This is a genomic window from Cellulophaga sp. L1A9 (genome assembly GCF_009797025.1).
GTDB lineage: Bacteria > Bacteroidota > Bacteroidia > Flavobacteriales > Flavobacteriaceae > Cellulophaga.
The window spans coordinates 4,103,985-4,119,159 of the sequence record NZ_CP047027.1 but is presented as its reverse complement, the minus strand read 5'-3'; the positions used below and the strand labels follow the sequence as shown (position 1 = coordinate 4,119,159).

The following is a 15,175-nucleotide window of genomic DNA, read 5'->3' as shown; positions in this document are numbered from 1 at the left end:
AAACCTACCTATAAATAGGTATTAAATCCTATATTTATACAATAGCTGAATATATGTTCGTTATAAAGAATAACAGGCCACGCTTAGAATCTATTGGAAATATTAAACTATGAAAAAATATCCTATTCTTATTTTAATCTTACTATTCTCAAGAATTGCCTCTGCGCAAGGAATTCCTATCATTAAGACAACAGACAATACGAGTAAACCTATCCTATTAAATGATCTCGATATTGATGTTTTTATCATAGATAATGTTGCAACCACTACTCTAGAAATGCGTTTTTACAATGCTAATGACCGAGTGATGGAAGGTGAGTTAAATTTCCCTTTAGGTAATGGCGTTACAATTTCTCGTTTTGCTTTAGATGTAAATGGAGAAATGCGAGAAGGGGTCATTGTAGACAAAGAAATTGCTACCCAAGCTTTTGAGGCTGTAACACGTAGAAATGTTGACCCAGGCCTTGCGGAAATCACCAAGGGAAATAATTTTAAAGCTCGAGTGTATCCCATTCCTGCGAAAGGATATAAAAAAGCAATTATAGCCTTTGAGCAAGAAATAAGTGGTGATGCAGCTAATTATATTTATCAACTCCCCTTACAAATAAAAAACGTATTAAAAACCTTTTCTGTAAAGGTTGAAGTTGTATTAAATAAACCAAAAGTTTTAAAGAGCGATCATCCGCAAATCAATTTAGAATTTACAGCAGCTCGAAACTCCTACATTAGTGATTATAGGGAAGAAAATAAAACAATGGATAGCAATTTAACCTTTGCCATTCCAAAGCCTAAAAAAATATCAAAAGTAGTAACATATAAAGGCGCGGTTACTTCAGACAATTATTTTTATACCCATCTTGATATAAAACCTGAGCAACGCAAAAAGGACACTCCTAATAAGATAACACTCCTTTGGGATGTATCTTCCTCCGCAAAAAGTAGAGATTTAGAGAAAGAAATTGCCATCCTTGAGGGTTATTTAAACTGGATGAAAATAGGTCAAGTACAGGTTGTAACATTTTCCAATGCCATTCATAGTTCCAATACATATGAATTAAATTCTGGAAAAAATGAAAAGCTTATTAGCGCTTTAAAAGCGGAAAAGCATGATGGTGGTACTTCTATAAATAGTATAGATTTCTCGAAATTCAAAACCGATGAAATACTCTTATTCTCAGATGGTATATCTAATTTCGGAGAAAAAAACAAAACTAATTTCGAAGCTCCTATTATAGCTATTAACACCTCTAATATTGCGAACCACAGTTTATTAGAATATTTCGCCATTTGTTCAAATGGCATCTATATCAACGCGTTTGAAACCTCTGAAAACCAAGCGATTGATAAGGTTACCCATGAACAAAAACAGTTTATAAAGGCGGAGTTTGATGCTAACAAAATAAAAGAAATATTCCCAAATAGTAGAGAAAAAATAGGAAACAAATTCAGCATGTCTGGTAAAATTGAAGGTGATAAAGCGGAGTTAACACTGCATTTTGGATTTGGAGGTGAAATAACGGAAACAAAGCGTATACTTATTGATAATACTGAAGCATTAGATCATAATTTAGGAGAGCGCATTTGGGCGCAGAAAAAGTTAAAAACATTATTGGTTTCCCAAAATACAGCTGAAATAAAAGCGCACGGAAAAAAATATAGCCTTGTAACTCCAAATACCTCTTTAATTGTATTAGACGATGTAGCAGATTACGTGCAGTACAAAATTGTTCCCCCAGCTTCACTACAAGAAGAATATTTCAAGCGTATTTCGATGCAAAATCAGCAAAAAAAAGACCTAAAAAAAGAAAGAATTTCAAACTTATGTCGAACATTTAGTGAAGATTATAATTGGTGGGAAAATCCACCAATTCAAAAAGCTATAAGTATGAGTCGAGACGGAAATGATGTAAATATTGAACCAGTAGAACTGATTTCAAGAGATCAAATTTCAGAAGCTCCACAAGCTATTATGGAAATGGAGATGGATGAAGTTGCTTCTGAAAGTAAGTCAAGTGAAAGTAGCTCTAAAAAGAAGAAAAGCAAGCCTACAATAACAATTGCAACATGGGACAGTAAAGCACCTTATATAAATACCTTGAAATCTGTTGCAAAAGAAAATGTTTATGATAAATATTTAGAATTAAAGGATGAAAATGGCACAAACCCTTCTTTCTATTTTGATGTAGCCACCTATATGTTTCAAAACAACCAAAAAGAAGACGGTTTACGTGTAATTTCCAATCTTGCAGAATTAGAATTAGAAAATACAGAATTACTGCGCACCTTAGGTAGAAAGCTTTACGAATTTAAGTTTTTTAAAGAAGCTTTAGCAGTATTTAAAGAAGTCCTTGAAACAAGATCCTTCGAACCACATTCGTACATCGATTTAGGACTAACCTATGCGGAATTAGGAAAAAATCAGGAAGCAATTAATAGCTTATACCATGTCATAGATAAAAATTGGGATGCAGGTATTATCTCTCGTTTTAATGGTATAGAATTAATCACCCTTCATGACATCAACAATATTATATATAAGCATAAGAATAAATTAGATGTCTCTTTTATAAACCCATGTTTTCTAAAACATATGCCTGTAGATGTTAGAATTGTTATTGACTGGGATGCTAATGAAACAGATATTGATTTATGGATTACAGATCCTAATAAAGAAAAGTGTAGTTATAGCAACAAGAATACGCGCTTAGGCGGAAGAATTTCCAATGACATTACACAAGGATATGGCCCTGAAGAGTTTAGACTTAAGCATGCTATAGATGGCGCATATGGTATAGATGTTAATTTTTATGGTACAAGAAAACAAACTGCATTGGGCAATGTCACCGTAAGAGCCTTAGTATATACAAACTTTGGAACAAAAGAAGAGCAAAAAGAAGTCTTGACCCTTCAACTAGAACCTACTAAAAGTGGCGATTTTAAGATTGGAACTATTAAATTTACGAAGTAAGACGAATGTTCGTAAACTATAAAAGAGTAAACAACCATTCATTATAAACACATATATAATCATCAAACATAAATAATATGAGCAATCAAGATGTAGCAAAAAAAATATTAGATAAGTCCTTTTTCAAGAAAACAACGGGGGCAGGAAAAGGACTTTTAGGATTTATTGATCCTTCATTCAAAAGATATACTACATCAAAAAACCACAAAGTTGTGCCTCAAGTGTTATTAAAATATTACAAACCTGAGTCGGAAGGTACTGATTCTGGATTTGGAGAATATGGAGTATTTGCTTGTATATTAAATGAACAAGGCGAACAAGAATTAGAAAACATAAAAGCACAACTTCAAGAAAAAGGCTTATTAGACGATATTAGTAACATAAGATACGAAAGTCAAGACCTTCGCGGATGTTGTTTGGTAGATGGTTTTAATCGTGATACCATTGAAGAAGGAGAATTATTAATAAGACAACATTCTACTGATAATGTGTATGTCTATGTTTTAACGAATGATACTGGTAAAAAGTTAGAGAAAATTAGTCAGGCAGTAGCTTGTAAGCATCCAGAATTGGCTCGTAATGTGTATTCTATAAACGATACTGTTAACTAATTTTTAAAATATAAAATGGGGAAAATAATAATTAACAATAACTCCGGAATTGCGAAAATTCATATAGACGGACAGGAGGTTGGAATCATTAAGAAAGAGACCAAAGAATATGAAGTAGCAACGGGATCTCATACAGTTTTGGCCAAAGCCGCTTGGTGTGGCAGTCAAACACTGGAATTAAATATCTCTGATGATCAAGAGCTTGTTCTAGAGTTAAATTCTTTTAAATATGAAAGTATTTTCAAAGTAGTCATGTTCGGGCTTGTCCTAATTTTCTTCTTGACAAAAAGCATGGTATTTTTAATCCTTGCTATCATAGTCTTAATATATCCCATGTATTATGTGACTTTTGGAAAGGACAGCTACTTAGAATTAACACAAAAAGATATTTAAATTATTAGAAATAACAGCTATACAATAACCGCTTATTTAGAGCGGGTATTCCTAAATTGATAAGAGTTTCCTTATGATTTATAAAATAAGCCTATACATGTTAATGAAGAATATTATGGTGAATCCTTTCTATATGATATAGCGTACTATAATGAATAACTCCAGTTGGTATCTTAATCAATATACGTGTTAATAGAACACTCTAATTTACAATCTCTAACCAGCATTTTTTTAAAACCCACAGCTTGATCATAATTCTCAAAAATTAGAGCTTCAGTGATACTCGTACTCAACACCAATTGCCTCAAGAGATACTCCACAACATATTTGTTATCGGCTGTAAAAAGAACATATTTGCAAGTGTCCAATAGGGTGCTTTAGATTAGGTGTTAATTATCAAATGTATAAAATCGATTGTAAATATAGTCTAGTAAGAATTAGCAGGTTTACATTCTTTAAAAAACTAGTCAAAAAACACTATTTTTAGTCGTAAGTTGTATTCATTTAAATGGACTAATTTTTTAATACCACAACAAGAAAATATCCCGTGAAGCCATGAGTTCTACTTTCTACATAAAAAATATGGTTTGCAACAGATGTATTGCAGCTGTTTTAGATATTTTTAGCACCAATAATTATGAAGTTTCTGCTATTGAATTAGGAAAAGTGTCCGCTATTCCAAGTGCTCAAAACCAAAGAGAAAATCTTGCCCTTCAATTAAAAAAACTAGGTTTTGAATTGATACTAAACGAAGAAGAGTCTATCGTTGAGCAATTAAAAGTAAAACTAATTCAAAAAATACACGAGGAAAATACAATAAACCTATTTACAATAATTGCTAATGAAATGGGGAAAACAGAACCTTATTTGAGTAAATTGTTTAGCAAATTAGAGGGACTTACTTTAGAGAAATACATCATCAATCTAAAAATTGAAAAAGTAAAAGAATACATACAATTAGGGCAATTAAATTTTTCTGAAATCGCTTACACTTTAAATTATAAATCGAGTAGCCACTTATCGCGACAATTTAAAACGATTACAGGGATGTCTATGAGTGCGTATAAAAATTTAGAACATTGGAATAGAAAGAAACTAGACCAAATTGTATAAATAAGAATCCGAATTATGTAAAGCTTTCTCATGGCTTCTGTTTAATTTTACACAATAAAATTGAAGCAAATGGAACATACCTATCATATTCACGGAATGAGCTGTAATGGCTGTAGAACACATGTTGAAGAAACGCTTTCTAAAGTTGATGGAGTTCACAGCGTTGCAGTAGATTTAGAAAAGGCTGAAGCTACTATTTCAATGGATTCTCACATCTCCTTAAAAACTTTTCAAGAAGCATTAGCTGCTGATGGTGGAGGTTATAGTATTCACATGCCAGGAGATCACCAGCATACAAAAGAAAAAATAGAAAAAAAACCAATAACTCAAGGTACCGGTACATTTTATTGCCCTATGCATTGCGAAGGAGATAAAACCTATGACAAACCTGGGGATTGTCCCGTGTGCGGAATGGACTTAGTGGAAGAACAAAATTTAAATGTCCCTAGTGCCGAACAATGGACTTGCCCCATGCATCCTGAAATTATTCGCGATGAACCTGGTAGTTGTCCTATTTGCGGAATGGATTTAGTTCCGATGCAACCAGATACTTCTGCCGAGGAAAAAACGTATAAAAAACTTTTGAAGAAATTCTGGACAGCTTTTGGTTTTACACTTCCAATTTTCATCATCGCAATGAGTGAAATGATACCAAATAACCCATTGTACACATTTATGGAGCAAAAATGGTGGAACTGGGTACAATTCATTCTTTCAATCCCAGTAGTTTTTTATGCCACTTGGATATTTTTCCAAAGAGCCTATAGAAGTGTAATAACTTGGAACCTAAATATGTTTACGCTAATCGGTATTGGTGCAGGTGTTGCTTGGATTTTTAGTTTTTTCGGAATGTTATTTCCAGACTTTTTCCCTGCACAGTTTAAAACGGAGACAGGAGCTGTACATGTGTATTTTGAAGCTGCAACGGTAATTCTTACTTTAGTTTTAATGGGACAAGTGCTAGAAGCTAGAGCACACAGCAGAACAAACACTGCGGTAAAAGAACTTCTAAAATTAGCCCCTAATAAAGCAGTCTTAGTTGTCGATGGTCAGGAAAAGGAAGTTTCTATTGATATAATTAAAAAGGGAGATATTCTAAGAGTAAAACCCGGAGAGAAAATTCCTGTTGATGGTGCTATTACGGAAGGTCATACTACTGTTGATGAGTCCATGATTTCTGGTGAACCATTACCCGTAAGCAAAACAGTAGCGGATAAGGTAAATAGCGGAACCATAAATGGAAACCAATCCTTCTTAATGGAAGCTGAAAAAGTAGGGAATGAAACCCTTTTATCACAAATCGTAAAAATGGTAAATGATGCGAGTCGTAGCCGCGCTCCCATTCAGAATTTGGCAGATAAGGTTTCTGGGTATTTTGTGCCTGTTGTGGTTTTTATTTCAATCATAACTTTTATTGTTTGGGCAATTTGGGGACCAGATCCGGCCTATGTTTTTGCTTTAGTAAATGCTATTTCGGTATTAATAATTGCTTGTCCTTGTGCTTTGGGCTTAGCAACGCCTATGTCTATTATGGTGGGTGTAGGTAGTGGTGCTAAGAATGGCGTTTTGATAAAAAATGCTGAAGCTTTAGAAATCATGGATAAAGTAGATACTTTAATTGTAGATAAAACAGGAACTATTACAGAAGGGAAACCTACTGTTGAAAAAATTGGTGTAGTGAGTGATTTATCTGAGAAGGAGGTATTAAAATTTATTGTTGCATTAAATAATCAGAGTGAACATCCGCTTGCTGCAGCGACCCTGAAGTACGGTAAAGAGCAAAAGACGGAAGTCTTAACCATAGAAAAATTCAATGCAGTAACCGGTAAAGGGGTTGAAGGAGAAATTAAGGGTGAAAAAATCTGCTTAGGAAATGAAAAAATGATGGCGCATGCTGATGCAAAAATTTTTCAGAATGTCGCAGATGAGGTACTATCCTATCAAAAAGAAGGAAAAACGGTATCCTATCTTTCCGTAGGCACTACAGTTGTTGGTTATGTGGTTATTGGCGATAAAATAAAAGCTACCAGTGCAAAAGCTATCAAGGCTTTACAAGAGAAAGGCATTGCCGTAATCATGCTTACTGGAGACAATCATGAAACGGCTGCCGCTGTTGCTAAGCAATTAAATTTAGCTGATTTTAAAGCAGGAATGTTGCCTGAAAACAAATTAAATGAAGTAAAAAAATTACAAGATGAAGGGCATATTGTGGCTATGGCCGGTGACGGAATAAATGATGCTCCTGCCCTAGCACAAAGTAATGTAGGCATCGCTATGGGTACCGGTACCGATGTTGCTATTGAAAGTGCTATGATTACTTTAGTAAAAGGAGATTTACACGGCATTGTAAAAGCAAGAAGCCTGAGTGAAGCGGTCATGAAAAATATAAAACAGAATTTATTTTTCGCCCTAATTTACAATACGATTGGTATCCCTATTGCTGCTGGAGTATTGTTTCCGTTTTTCGGGATGTTGTTATCTCCTATGATAGCAGCTTTAGCCATGAGTTTTAGTTCTGTATCTGTTATAACCAACGCATTACGTTTAAAAAGTGTGAAAATAGATTCATAACTGGTTAAAATAAAAAAAGCCTTAGGTATGCTAAAAACATTGTACTTAAGGCTTTTCTTATGCGTTCACTTTCTGATATGGAGCATCAATGGTCTGTAATTAAGTGGCATGGATTGAAATGAAATTCACGATAATCATTTCCTTTGAGAACAAGGTAAACTTTTTTTTGATAATTTAAGGCATTCAAATTCACTTCAGAACGAATCAAAAATATATTCTTTAGAATTAAAACAAATTGCCAATGCGTTTTATTTTTGAGTAAATAACGAATACTTAATTCACACTAAAATTGGAATTCTAAAATTATGTTTTCGTTTTAATTAAACGTATAACTAAGGTTGATAAACATAGTGATTATAAAGATGTATTTATACTTCGCTATAAATCTCTTGAGAATCAGCAGAGAACATTAAGGGCTATGTTTTTTAAAAGAATGGAACGTTGCAAAATGTTTGTCTTAGAAATTAATTTTGTTTTTTTTTCTTTGGATGATGCATACGAATTCTAAAAGTAGCGTTAACTTCAATACTGAAATTTTAGGAGTATTTCTCTTGTAGGTTTAGTACCGGTGTTAGATGGAATTTTACTTTAGTTTACAAGTTTTCGGGAGATTAAAATAACAATCTAAACAATCCACTATGAATACTACTGATCACATGAAAAGCAAAACGTATACTAAATTTGTTTTGATGCTTGTAGCATCTTTTGTTTGTATGTACATTACCATGTACTTAAACACTTATGAAATAGATCATATTTATTTTAGCTTAACACGTTTTTATATGAGCTGTTTGGGTATTTCTACTATGGCTATTATTATGTTTGTAGCGATGCGCTCTATGTATAAAAACAAGAAAAAAAATATAGCGATTGTTTTAACAAGCATTTTATTATTTATGACTGCGTTAATCTTAGTAAGAAAACAAGGACCTATCATAGGAGATGTTTTATGGTTGAAAGCAATGATACCACATCATTCCATAGCTATTTTAACCAGTGAACGGGCTGATATACAAGATCCCGAAGTAAAAAAGCTTTCCAAAGAAATAATTGAAGCGCAGAAAAAAGAGATCATAGAAATGAAAGCTATGATAAAACGTTTGGAGAATGATTAATTTATAGTGAACTTATTCAATACAACCATAATGACTAAAATTTCTGAAAAAGAATTAGCTGCAATAGCTGCTGTTAAATTGATTAAAAATCATATGACCATAGGTCTAGGAACAGGTTCTACTGCTGCCTATATGATTGCCCATTTAGGCAAAAGAATTAAGAACGAAGGACTAAACATCAATGGTGTACCCACATCAGAGGCTACAGAGAAATTAGCTCAAGAAAACGGTATAAAAATTATTTCACTAGAGGAGGCTAAAAAAATCGATATCACCATTGATGGTGCCGATGAATTTGATTCCTATCTTCAATTAATTAAAGGTGGGGGCGGTGCATTATTACGCGAAAAAATAATCGCATCAAGCTCTGAATTCAACATTATAATTACCGATTCAGCTAAACAAGTACATCGTTTGGGAGCATTTAGACTTCCGATTGAAACCATCCCTTTTGCAACCAAAAAAATAGCAGCTCTATTACAGGAAAAGGGCTTAGACCCCATCCTCAGAAAAAAAGATAATAGTGTATCTATTACAGATGAAAATAATTATATTTTAGATTTAAACATCATGCCTTTCTATAATTTAGAACATCTCAATCAGGAATTGGTTGCTATTCCTGGAATAGTAGAAACGGGCTTATTTTTAACTACAACTGACTTAATACTAATGGGAAAGGGGTCCAAAGTAATTCATTTTAAAAAAAATAAACCAAATAAAAAAAACTCGTAAAACACTGACTAATAGCGTGCTAATTATTTGTTAATAAGTAATAAACCACTACCCTAGTCTAAAAACGATGTTCGGCTTATTTTTGCAAACTTTAGATAAGCATGGATAGATTAAAGGTTGGAGATAAAGTATACAATACAAAACAAGATGGTTTTGATGATTTCATCAGATATTCATTTTCTGAAGTAGAAAAATTAACGAAGACTTTAGCTATCTTGAAAAATGGCACGCGCTTATACAATGAGCCAAAAATCTCGTTCATCACAGAAGATATTGGATACTCTGTTGCGCGACAAAGAGGCACGCATTGGCATTTAGTTTCCTTACAAGCCATACGCAATGCTCAAATAGAAAACGAAAAAATAGCCGCCTACGATTGGTTTGAACAAAAGAAATTCTCTTTAAGAGAAAAACAATGGATATACTCAAAGTTTAAAGAAAATAACCAACAGTAATAATTTAGTTATCTGCTATTACCACTACTTCTTTTAGTATAATTCTATCGCTATTTATGATTTGGTCTTCCCTATCGTATTCAAATATTTTACGATCATTTGATAATTTGTAATTGCAAATATGATAAATGTAAATAGCATTAAAATCCAAATAATAAACATTTTGGATCCTGGAACGTCAGTGAATAGAAGTATCATTTGAGTGATAAACCCTACCAACCATGTCAATACAATTATAACACCCACTACTCCCATTATCTTATCAAGTTTAAACATTACCCCCATTTTTCTTAGAATCATGGATGGAATTAATAAAATAAAAGACGAAAAAATATATCCGAAAGCTGCCCACATAACCATTAGCATTGGGGTTTTCTCAAATAAAAGCAATAAATCAATAAATTTAAAACTGAATTCCGTCATATTTTTTTTCTAAAGCGGTGATCTGTAATAAGGCCTTTTCTTTATACCCTAATAATTTTGCTAAAATAACGGGAGGGAATTCTGCAATTCCAATATTATACATATTAATGCTTTCATTATAAAATTCTCTGCGATCGGCAATAGCATCTTCTATTCCAGAAACCCTTTGCTGTAGCATGGTAAAATTTTTATTTGCCTTTAAGTCAGGATAATTCTCTGAGATCACAAAAATGGAATTTACCAATGCATCCATTTGATTTGATAACCCTATCTTTTCTTCTTGCTTGTTGGAGCTAAAATAAGAAGTTCTAAGTTCTGTAAGTTTTGTAAGCGTAGCTTCTTCATAATGCATGCTTTCTTTAACAACTTTAATCAGATTTGGAATCTCATCTGCACGCTGTTTTAAAAGCACATCAATATTGAAAAATGCTTTATCTACATTGTTTTTTAGCATTATTAACTTGTTATAAGCAGAAATAATTACACTAATTATACCTACGATTAATAAAGCAATAATGGAATACGAAATTAATGGACTCATTTTTTTTATTTAGTTAGTTGGTTCAGAATCTTGATATGGTGAATTATAAGAATTATTTGCTTTTTGTGGATTAAAGTCTTCATTTTCTTCATAGGAACCGTCAGTTTCCGTAGCGCTATCATATTCAATTTCATAGATGGATTCCGTTTGATTTGAATCGAAAAATTGTGGTTCGCTAATACTTATTTTATGTTTTGTAATATCTATAGGTGTCACTAATACTACCGCTACTAAAAAACCAAAGAATGAGCAAAAAAGTGTAAGCGAATTTAACAATGGTTTAAACGTATTATAATGTTTTACATTTTCTGAAGGAGCAATTGCAAATACTTTTTTTATATTTTCATACTCAAATATTAATTCATTATCGGACTGTATACTTGCCTTTCCTATAAGTAACACACTATCATTTTCTTGCAATAAATATTGGGTATATCGTTTACCTGACCCTATATATGAATCATATTCTGATACGTATACAAATTCTATTTTATCTGGTATTACCTTAATAATTCCTGTCTCGTCTAAGACATAAAATGTATTACATTTAATCTCATCAAAAATACTACTGTAGCTTTTGTCTCCATCTTTATCCGTACTAATATTTTCTATTTTATACCTATACCCAATACATGGTATGGAACCTATGGGCGATTCTAAATGCTCAATGGTTCTTAATTTTCCTTCAATTTCCGCTAAGCCCATTGCCACAGATCTAATTTTAGAGGTAGGCAGCGTACTTTGGTATTTTAAGAATCTACTTTTAGTATTGGGTAGTATAAATTTTAGAAATGGAATGGCAAAAAGCAAAAAGAAAATGGCATAAAAGCCAACGTAATATAAAGCAATTATAACTACTAAAACAGCTAGGTAACCTAGAAGTTTCTTCCAGATAGGTGTTGCCTCAATATCATATTTTTTATTAATTTTATCTTGTTCTATACGAGCCTTCTTTACGCCTGATATTCCGGAATATATTATTCCTATAAAGGCTAGAATAAATACAGAAATAAAGAGTAGGCCAAACATTACATAAGTAATGGGCTTATAAATTAAACTAGAAAGTAATACAAGTAGTGGGTTGATAACAAAAAATAACCATCCATTAAATTTGGCTTTAAAAAGTCCTGAAAAAATAACGGTATGAAATAGAGCTACGAAGCAACTAAAAATCATCAAAAAAATAATTCCTGCTGTTGTTGCCTCATTTTTTGTCAATAATTCTAAAGTTTCATTCATCTACTTTAATGACTAACAAATATTCATAATCGTTTTCTTCAACCTCATATTTTCCATTTAATTCATCAAAATTACTATTAAAAAGCAATAAATCATCCTTAAAATTCCATTCCCCTGTAGTCGTTAAAGTATCATTAGCTTTACGAATAGTACTTTTTCCTGTTTTATCTCCATATTGGATAATTTTAGTAGCTGCGAAACTATGTGTAGTAGATAAGTCTAGTTCTATTGTTTTTTGAACAATGCTATCGGGTAAGTTTTTAGATTTATTATAATAGGTATTGTTACTGTACTTGGAATATTCGTCATAAATTCTAGAACAATTCTGTAATTTACAAAGCTCTAGAAAATTAGATTTTATAATGTAAAGGCTATCTAAATTTTTGGTGGCAGCGACTTTCCATTTTTGACTTAAAAAAGTAGTATCAATTTTGAAGTTCTCTTTTTTTAAATAGAGTGTATCCAATTTCCAGTGGGCTCCTTTTAATCCTCCTCCTCCACGACTATGAAAATTTTGAAATACGGTTGTGGTGTAATTTGTTTTTGAAATTTGTTCACTCACGAATAATGGAGGTGCTTCCATGACGAAAAGTTCTGTAATGAAAAAATAATTTTTTCTAATTTCCTTTAAATAAAAAGTCCCATTATGATCTGTTACTGTTTCACCAACCAAACAACTATCTATTGGGTTTCCATTAAAATCTACAATAGTTCCTGATAAGGCAGGTCGCACTAATCTTGAAATACAAGAACTGCATACTACTAAAACGCTAATGAAGATTATTATTTTTTTCATAAAAATAGATATGCCTCGTAATAATACACAAATATAAAAAACGGAGCATCTATTTTTTTAGTATTTAAACAAGCACAAACTATCGCTAAATTCCTCAGAATATCCTGTAAATTAATATTCCTAACGATAAATAGATACCAAACGCCTATAGATAAGAACATTTCATACTATTTAATGAGCTTCCAAATTTAATTAGGACTAGTTTAAAGCTAATAATTAAAACTTAACCCCATGAAAAATCTAAAAACCTACTATGTTATTTCTTTACTATTTTTTTCTTTAGCCATCCTGGGAGCGGTAGGCAATAGTATTATTAATTACGATGTTATAGTCCTTAAAATTATTAAATTAGGGTATCCTACCTATCTATTACAAGTCATCGGAGCGGCACAAGTTATAGGGATTGCTATTCTAATCCTAAATAAAACCAATTGGATTCGTGAATGGGCTTATGCAGGATTCTTTATGAACTTATTCTTTGGAATACTAGCTCACTTATTGGCTAAAGATGGTAATGGTGCTACTGCTGTAGCTTGTCTAATTGCACTCTTAGTAAATTATGTCGTCTATAAAAAAATGAAGGAAACAAAAAAGCTTCAAAAAAAACAACAAAAACAACAAACTGTTTTAAAAAAAGTAGTTTAAATCTAGACCTACTAAAAGTAAAAGCCGACATTAAACTTGTCGGCTTTATAAATTATAAAAATGTAGCAAAGCGCTCAAAATGGCATGTATATCCATTAGGCCTTTTCAACAAAAAATCTTGGTGTTCTGGTTCTGCCAACCAAAAGGTGGTATAAGGTTCTAAGGTGGTTACAGCATCTGCTCCCCATCTGTTAGACTTATTGACTAAAGCAATTACTTCTTCGGCTATTGCTTTCTCTTCTTCATTCTGAAAAAAGATAGTAGATCGGTAACTAGAGCCTCTATCATTTCCTTGTTGGTCTAATGTTGTAGGGTTATGAATTCTAAAGAAATAATCTAAAATCTCTTTAAACGAAGTTTCTGAAGGATCGTAGGTAAGCTCTACCCCTTCTGCATGGCTAGAATGGTTGTGATAGGTAGGATTTTCATTATCTCCACCAATGTAACCTACCTCCGTATCTTTAATTCCTGGACGTACGCGAAATAGATCTTCCATTCCCCAAAAACATCCACCTGCGATATATGCTTTTTTAAATGCACTCATAAATTTAAGGTTCTATTTTTTATATAATTCCTTGTTTAATTTTTCTAATTTCGGCGTGATTATCCGACTACAATAGGCAGCTTCCTTATTTTTGGTAAAATAATCCTGATGGTATTCTTCTGCTTGGTAAAACTGTTTTAATTCTATTACTTCTGTAAGTATCTTTTTAGTACCCTTTTCATGCTGTAAATAAATTATTTCTTGGGCTATTTTTTGATGTGCCTTCGATTCATACAAAATTATAGAGCGGTATTGTGAACCATACGTACCATTAATGTTTGTTTTTAAGGTAGGGTTATGATTGTTCATAAAGATATTTAAAAGATCTTTATAACGAATAATACCACGATCAAATTCAACCCTAATCACTTCTGCGTGTCCCGTCTTACCAGAACACACTTCTCTGTAGGTTGGTGTACCAGGGCAATTACCGCCTGCATATCCCGAAACTACATCCGTAACACCTTCAATCTGTCTAAAAATAGCTTCTAAACACCAGAAGCAACCACCACCAAAAGTAGCCGTTTCATTTTGTGACATTTCAACTTAATTTTAATTTACCTCTGAAGAATCTAACACCATAGATTCCGAATTTATGCAATATCGAAGTCCACTTGGTTCTGGTCCATCAGGAAAAATGTGTCCTAAATGCGCATCACAAGTATTACACAATACTTCTACCCGAACCATCCCAAAAGAAGAATCTTTAAAATACTTAATTGCATTTTCTTTTATAGGTTGCGTAAAACTAGGCCAACCTGTTCCAGATTCAAATTTTATGGTCGAATCAAAAAGAGGAGTATTGCAACAAGCACAATTATATTGACCTGATTCGTAACTAGTACAAAGCGCTCCGGTATGTGGTGCTTCTGTACCTTTTTTACGCATAACTCTATATTGCTCAGGAGTTAATTGCGCTTTCCATTCTTCTTCAGTTTTCTCTACTCGTTTATCAGGCTCAGGATTTCCTGTTGTGGCAAACGAAATAATGTTTTTCCATGTTAACATAACAATTTTCCTTTTTTTAAA

The 15,175-nt window shown here is 32.6% G+C and carries 16 protein-coding genes; 9 read left to right on the top strand and 7 right to left on the bottom strand.

The annotated features are described in order from the left end of the window. The first annotated feature begins 109 nt into the window (after window positions 1–109). The 8 genes from GQR94_RS18125 (at window position 110) to GQR94_RS18090 (ending at window position 9,958) form a co-directional block, all read left to right on the top strand. Window positions 110–2,968, top strand: coding sequence for a VIT domain-containing protein (locus GQR94_RS18125; RefSeq protein WP_158977889.1), 2,859 nt, complete (start codon window positions 110–112; stop codon window positions 2,966–2,968). 77 nt (window positions 2,969–3,045) lie between these two features. Further along, window positions 3,046–3,579 (top strand): hypothetical protein, encoded by a 534-nt coding sequence (locus tag GQR94_RS18120; RefSeq protein ID WP_158977887.1) that lies wholly within the window; start codon window positions 3,046–3,048, stop codon window positions 3,577–3,579. 15 nt (window positions 3,580–3,594) lie between these two features. Continuing rightward, entirely contained in the window at window positions 3,595–3,972 is a 378-nt protein-coding gene (locus tag GQR94_RS18115; RefSeq protein WP_158977885.1) for a hypothetical protein, read from the top strand. Between the two features lie 555 nt (window positions 3,973–4,527). Next, on the top strand, window positions 4,528–5,085 hold the full coding sequence (locus GQR94_RS18110; protein ID WP_158977883.1) for an AraC family transcriptional regulator: 558 nt from the start codon (window positions 4,528–4,530) through the stop codon (window positions 5,083–5,085). A 69-nt stretch (window positions 5,086–5,154) separates the two neighbouring features. Further along, complete coding sequence (locus GQR94_RS18105) at window positions 5,155–7,656, top strand: heavy metal translocating P-type ATPase (RefSeq protein WP_158977881.1); 2,502 nt, start codon at window positions 5,155–5,157, stop codon at window positions 7,654–7,656. A gap of 638 nt (window positions 7,657–8,294) precedes the next feature. Continuing rightward, window positions 8,295–8,771, top strand: a complete 477-nt coding sequence (locus tag GQR94_RS18100) for a DUF305 domain-containing protein (RefSeq protein ID WP_158977879.1) — start codon at window positions 8,295–8,297, stop codon at window positions 8,769–8,771. A 30-nt stretch (window positions 8,772–8,801) separates the two neighbouring features. After that, window positions 8,802–9,503: a ribose-5-phosphate isomerase RpiA gene (gene rpiA, locus GQR94_RS18095; protein WP_158977877.1), complete on the top strand. Its 702-nt coding sequence runs from the start codon at window positions 8,802–8,804 to the stop codon at window positions 9,501–9,503. A gap of 101 nt (window positions 9,504–9,604) precedes the next feature. After that, the gene (locus tag GQR94_RS18090; RefSeq protein ID WP_158977875.1) at window positions 9,605–9,958 is read left to right on the top strand and encodes a pyruvate kinase; all 354 of its coding nucleotides are present in this window, start codon (window positions 9,605–9,607) and stop codon (window positions 9,956–9,958) included. Between the two features lie 54 nt (window positions 9,959–10,012). Here the strand turns inward: GQR94_RS18090 and GQR94_RS18085 are convergent, their stop codons facing one another. From GQR94_RS18085 to GQR94_RS18070, 4 genes are read right to left on the bottom strand one after another with little or no spacing between them, the layout of a single operon-like run. Further along, window positions 10,013–10,381 (bottom strand): hypothetical protein, encoded by a 369-nt coding sequence (locus GQR94_RS18085; protein ID WP_158977873.1) that lies wholly within the window; start codon window positions 10,379–10,381, stop codon window positions 10,013–10,015. Continuing rightward, window positions 10,362–10,922 carry a LemA family protein gene (locus GQR94_RS18080; RefSeq protein ID WP_158977871.1) on the bottom strand — a complete coding sequence of 187 codons (561 nt, stop codon included), beginning with the start codon at window positions 10,920–10,922 and terminating at the stop codon, window positions 10,362–10,364. The genes GQR94_RS18085 and GQR94_RS18080 overlap by 20 nt, the downstream gene beginning before the upstream one ends. Before the next feature lie 9 nt (window positions 10,923–10,931). Next, the gene (locus GQR94_RS18075; protein ID WP_158977869.1) at window positions 10,932–12,161 is read right to left on the bottom strand and encodes a hypothetical protein; all 1,230 of its coding nucleotides are present in this window, start codon (window positions 12,159–12,161) and stop codon (window positions 10,932–10,934) included. Continuing rightward, window positions 12,154–12,957, bottom strand: coding sequence for a hypothetical protein (locus tag GQR94_RS18070; protein WP_158977867.1), 804 nt, complete (start codon window positions 12,955–12,957; stop codon window positions 12,154–12,156). The genes GQR94_RS18075 and GQR94_RS18070 overlap by 8 nt, the downstream gene beginning before the upstream one ends. Window positions 12,958–13,188: 231 nt before the next feature. Between GQR94_RS18070 and GQR94_RS18065 the strand changes: the two genes are divergently transcribed. Beyond that, complete coding sequence (locus GQR94_RS18065; protein WP_158977865.1) at window positions 13,189–13,602, top strand: DoxX family protein; 414 nt, start codon at window positions 13,189–13,191, stop codon at window positions 13,600–13,602. A 52-nt stretch (window positions 13,603–13,654) separates the two neighbouring features. Here the strand turns inward: GQR94_RS18065 and msrA (GQR94_RS18060) are convergent, their stop codons facing one another. Genes msrA (GQR94_RS18060) through msrB form a run of 3 tightly spaced genes read right to left on the bottom strand, consistent with a single transcriptional unit; the run spans window position 13,655 to window position 15,154 of the window. Continuing rightward, a complete protein-coding gene (gene msrA / locus GQR94_RS18060) occupies window positions 13,655–14,146 on the bottom strand; it encodes a peptide-methionine (S)-S-oxide reductase MsrA (protein WP_158977863.1) in 492 nt (163 codons plus the stop codon). 12 nt (window positions 14,147–14,158) lie between these two features. Beyond that, window positions 14,159–14,686: a peptide-methionine (S)-S-oxide reductase MsrA gene (msrA, locus tag GQR94_RS18055; RefSeq protein ID WP_158977861.1), complete on the bottom strand. Its 528-nt coding sequence runs from the start codon at window positions 14,684–14,686 to the stop codon at window positions 14,159–14,161. A 12-nt stretch (window positions 14,687–14,698) separates the two neighbouring features. Next, the gene (msrB, locus tag GQR94_RS18050; protein WP_158977859.1) at window positions 14,699–15,154 is read right to left on the bottom strand and encodes a peptide-methionine (R)-S-oxide reductase MsrB; all 456 of its coding nucleotides are present in this window, start codon (window positions 15,152–15,154) and stop codon (window positions 14,699–14,701) included. Window positions 15,155–15,175: the final 21 nt, after the last annotated feature.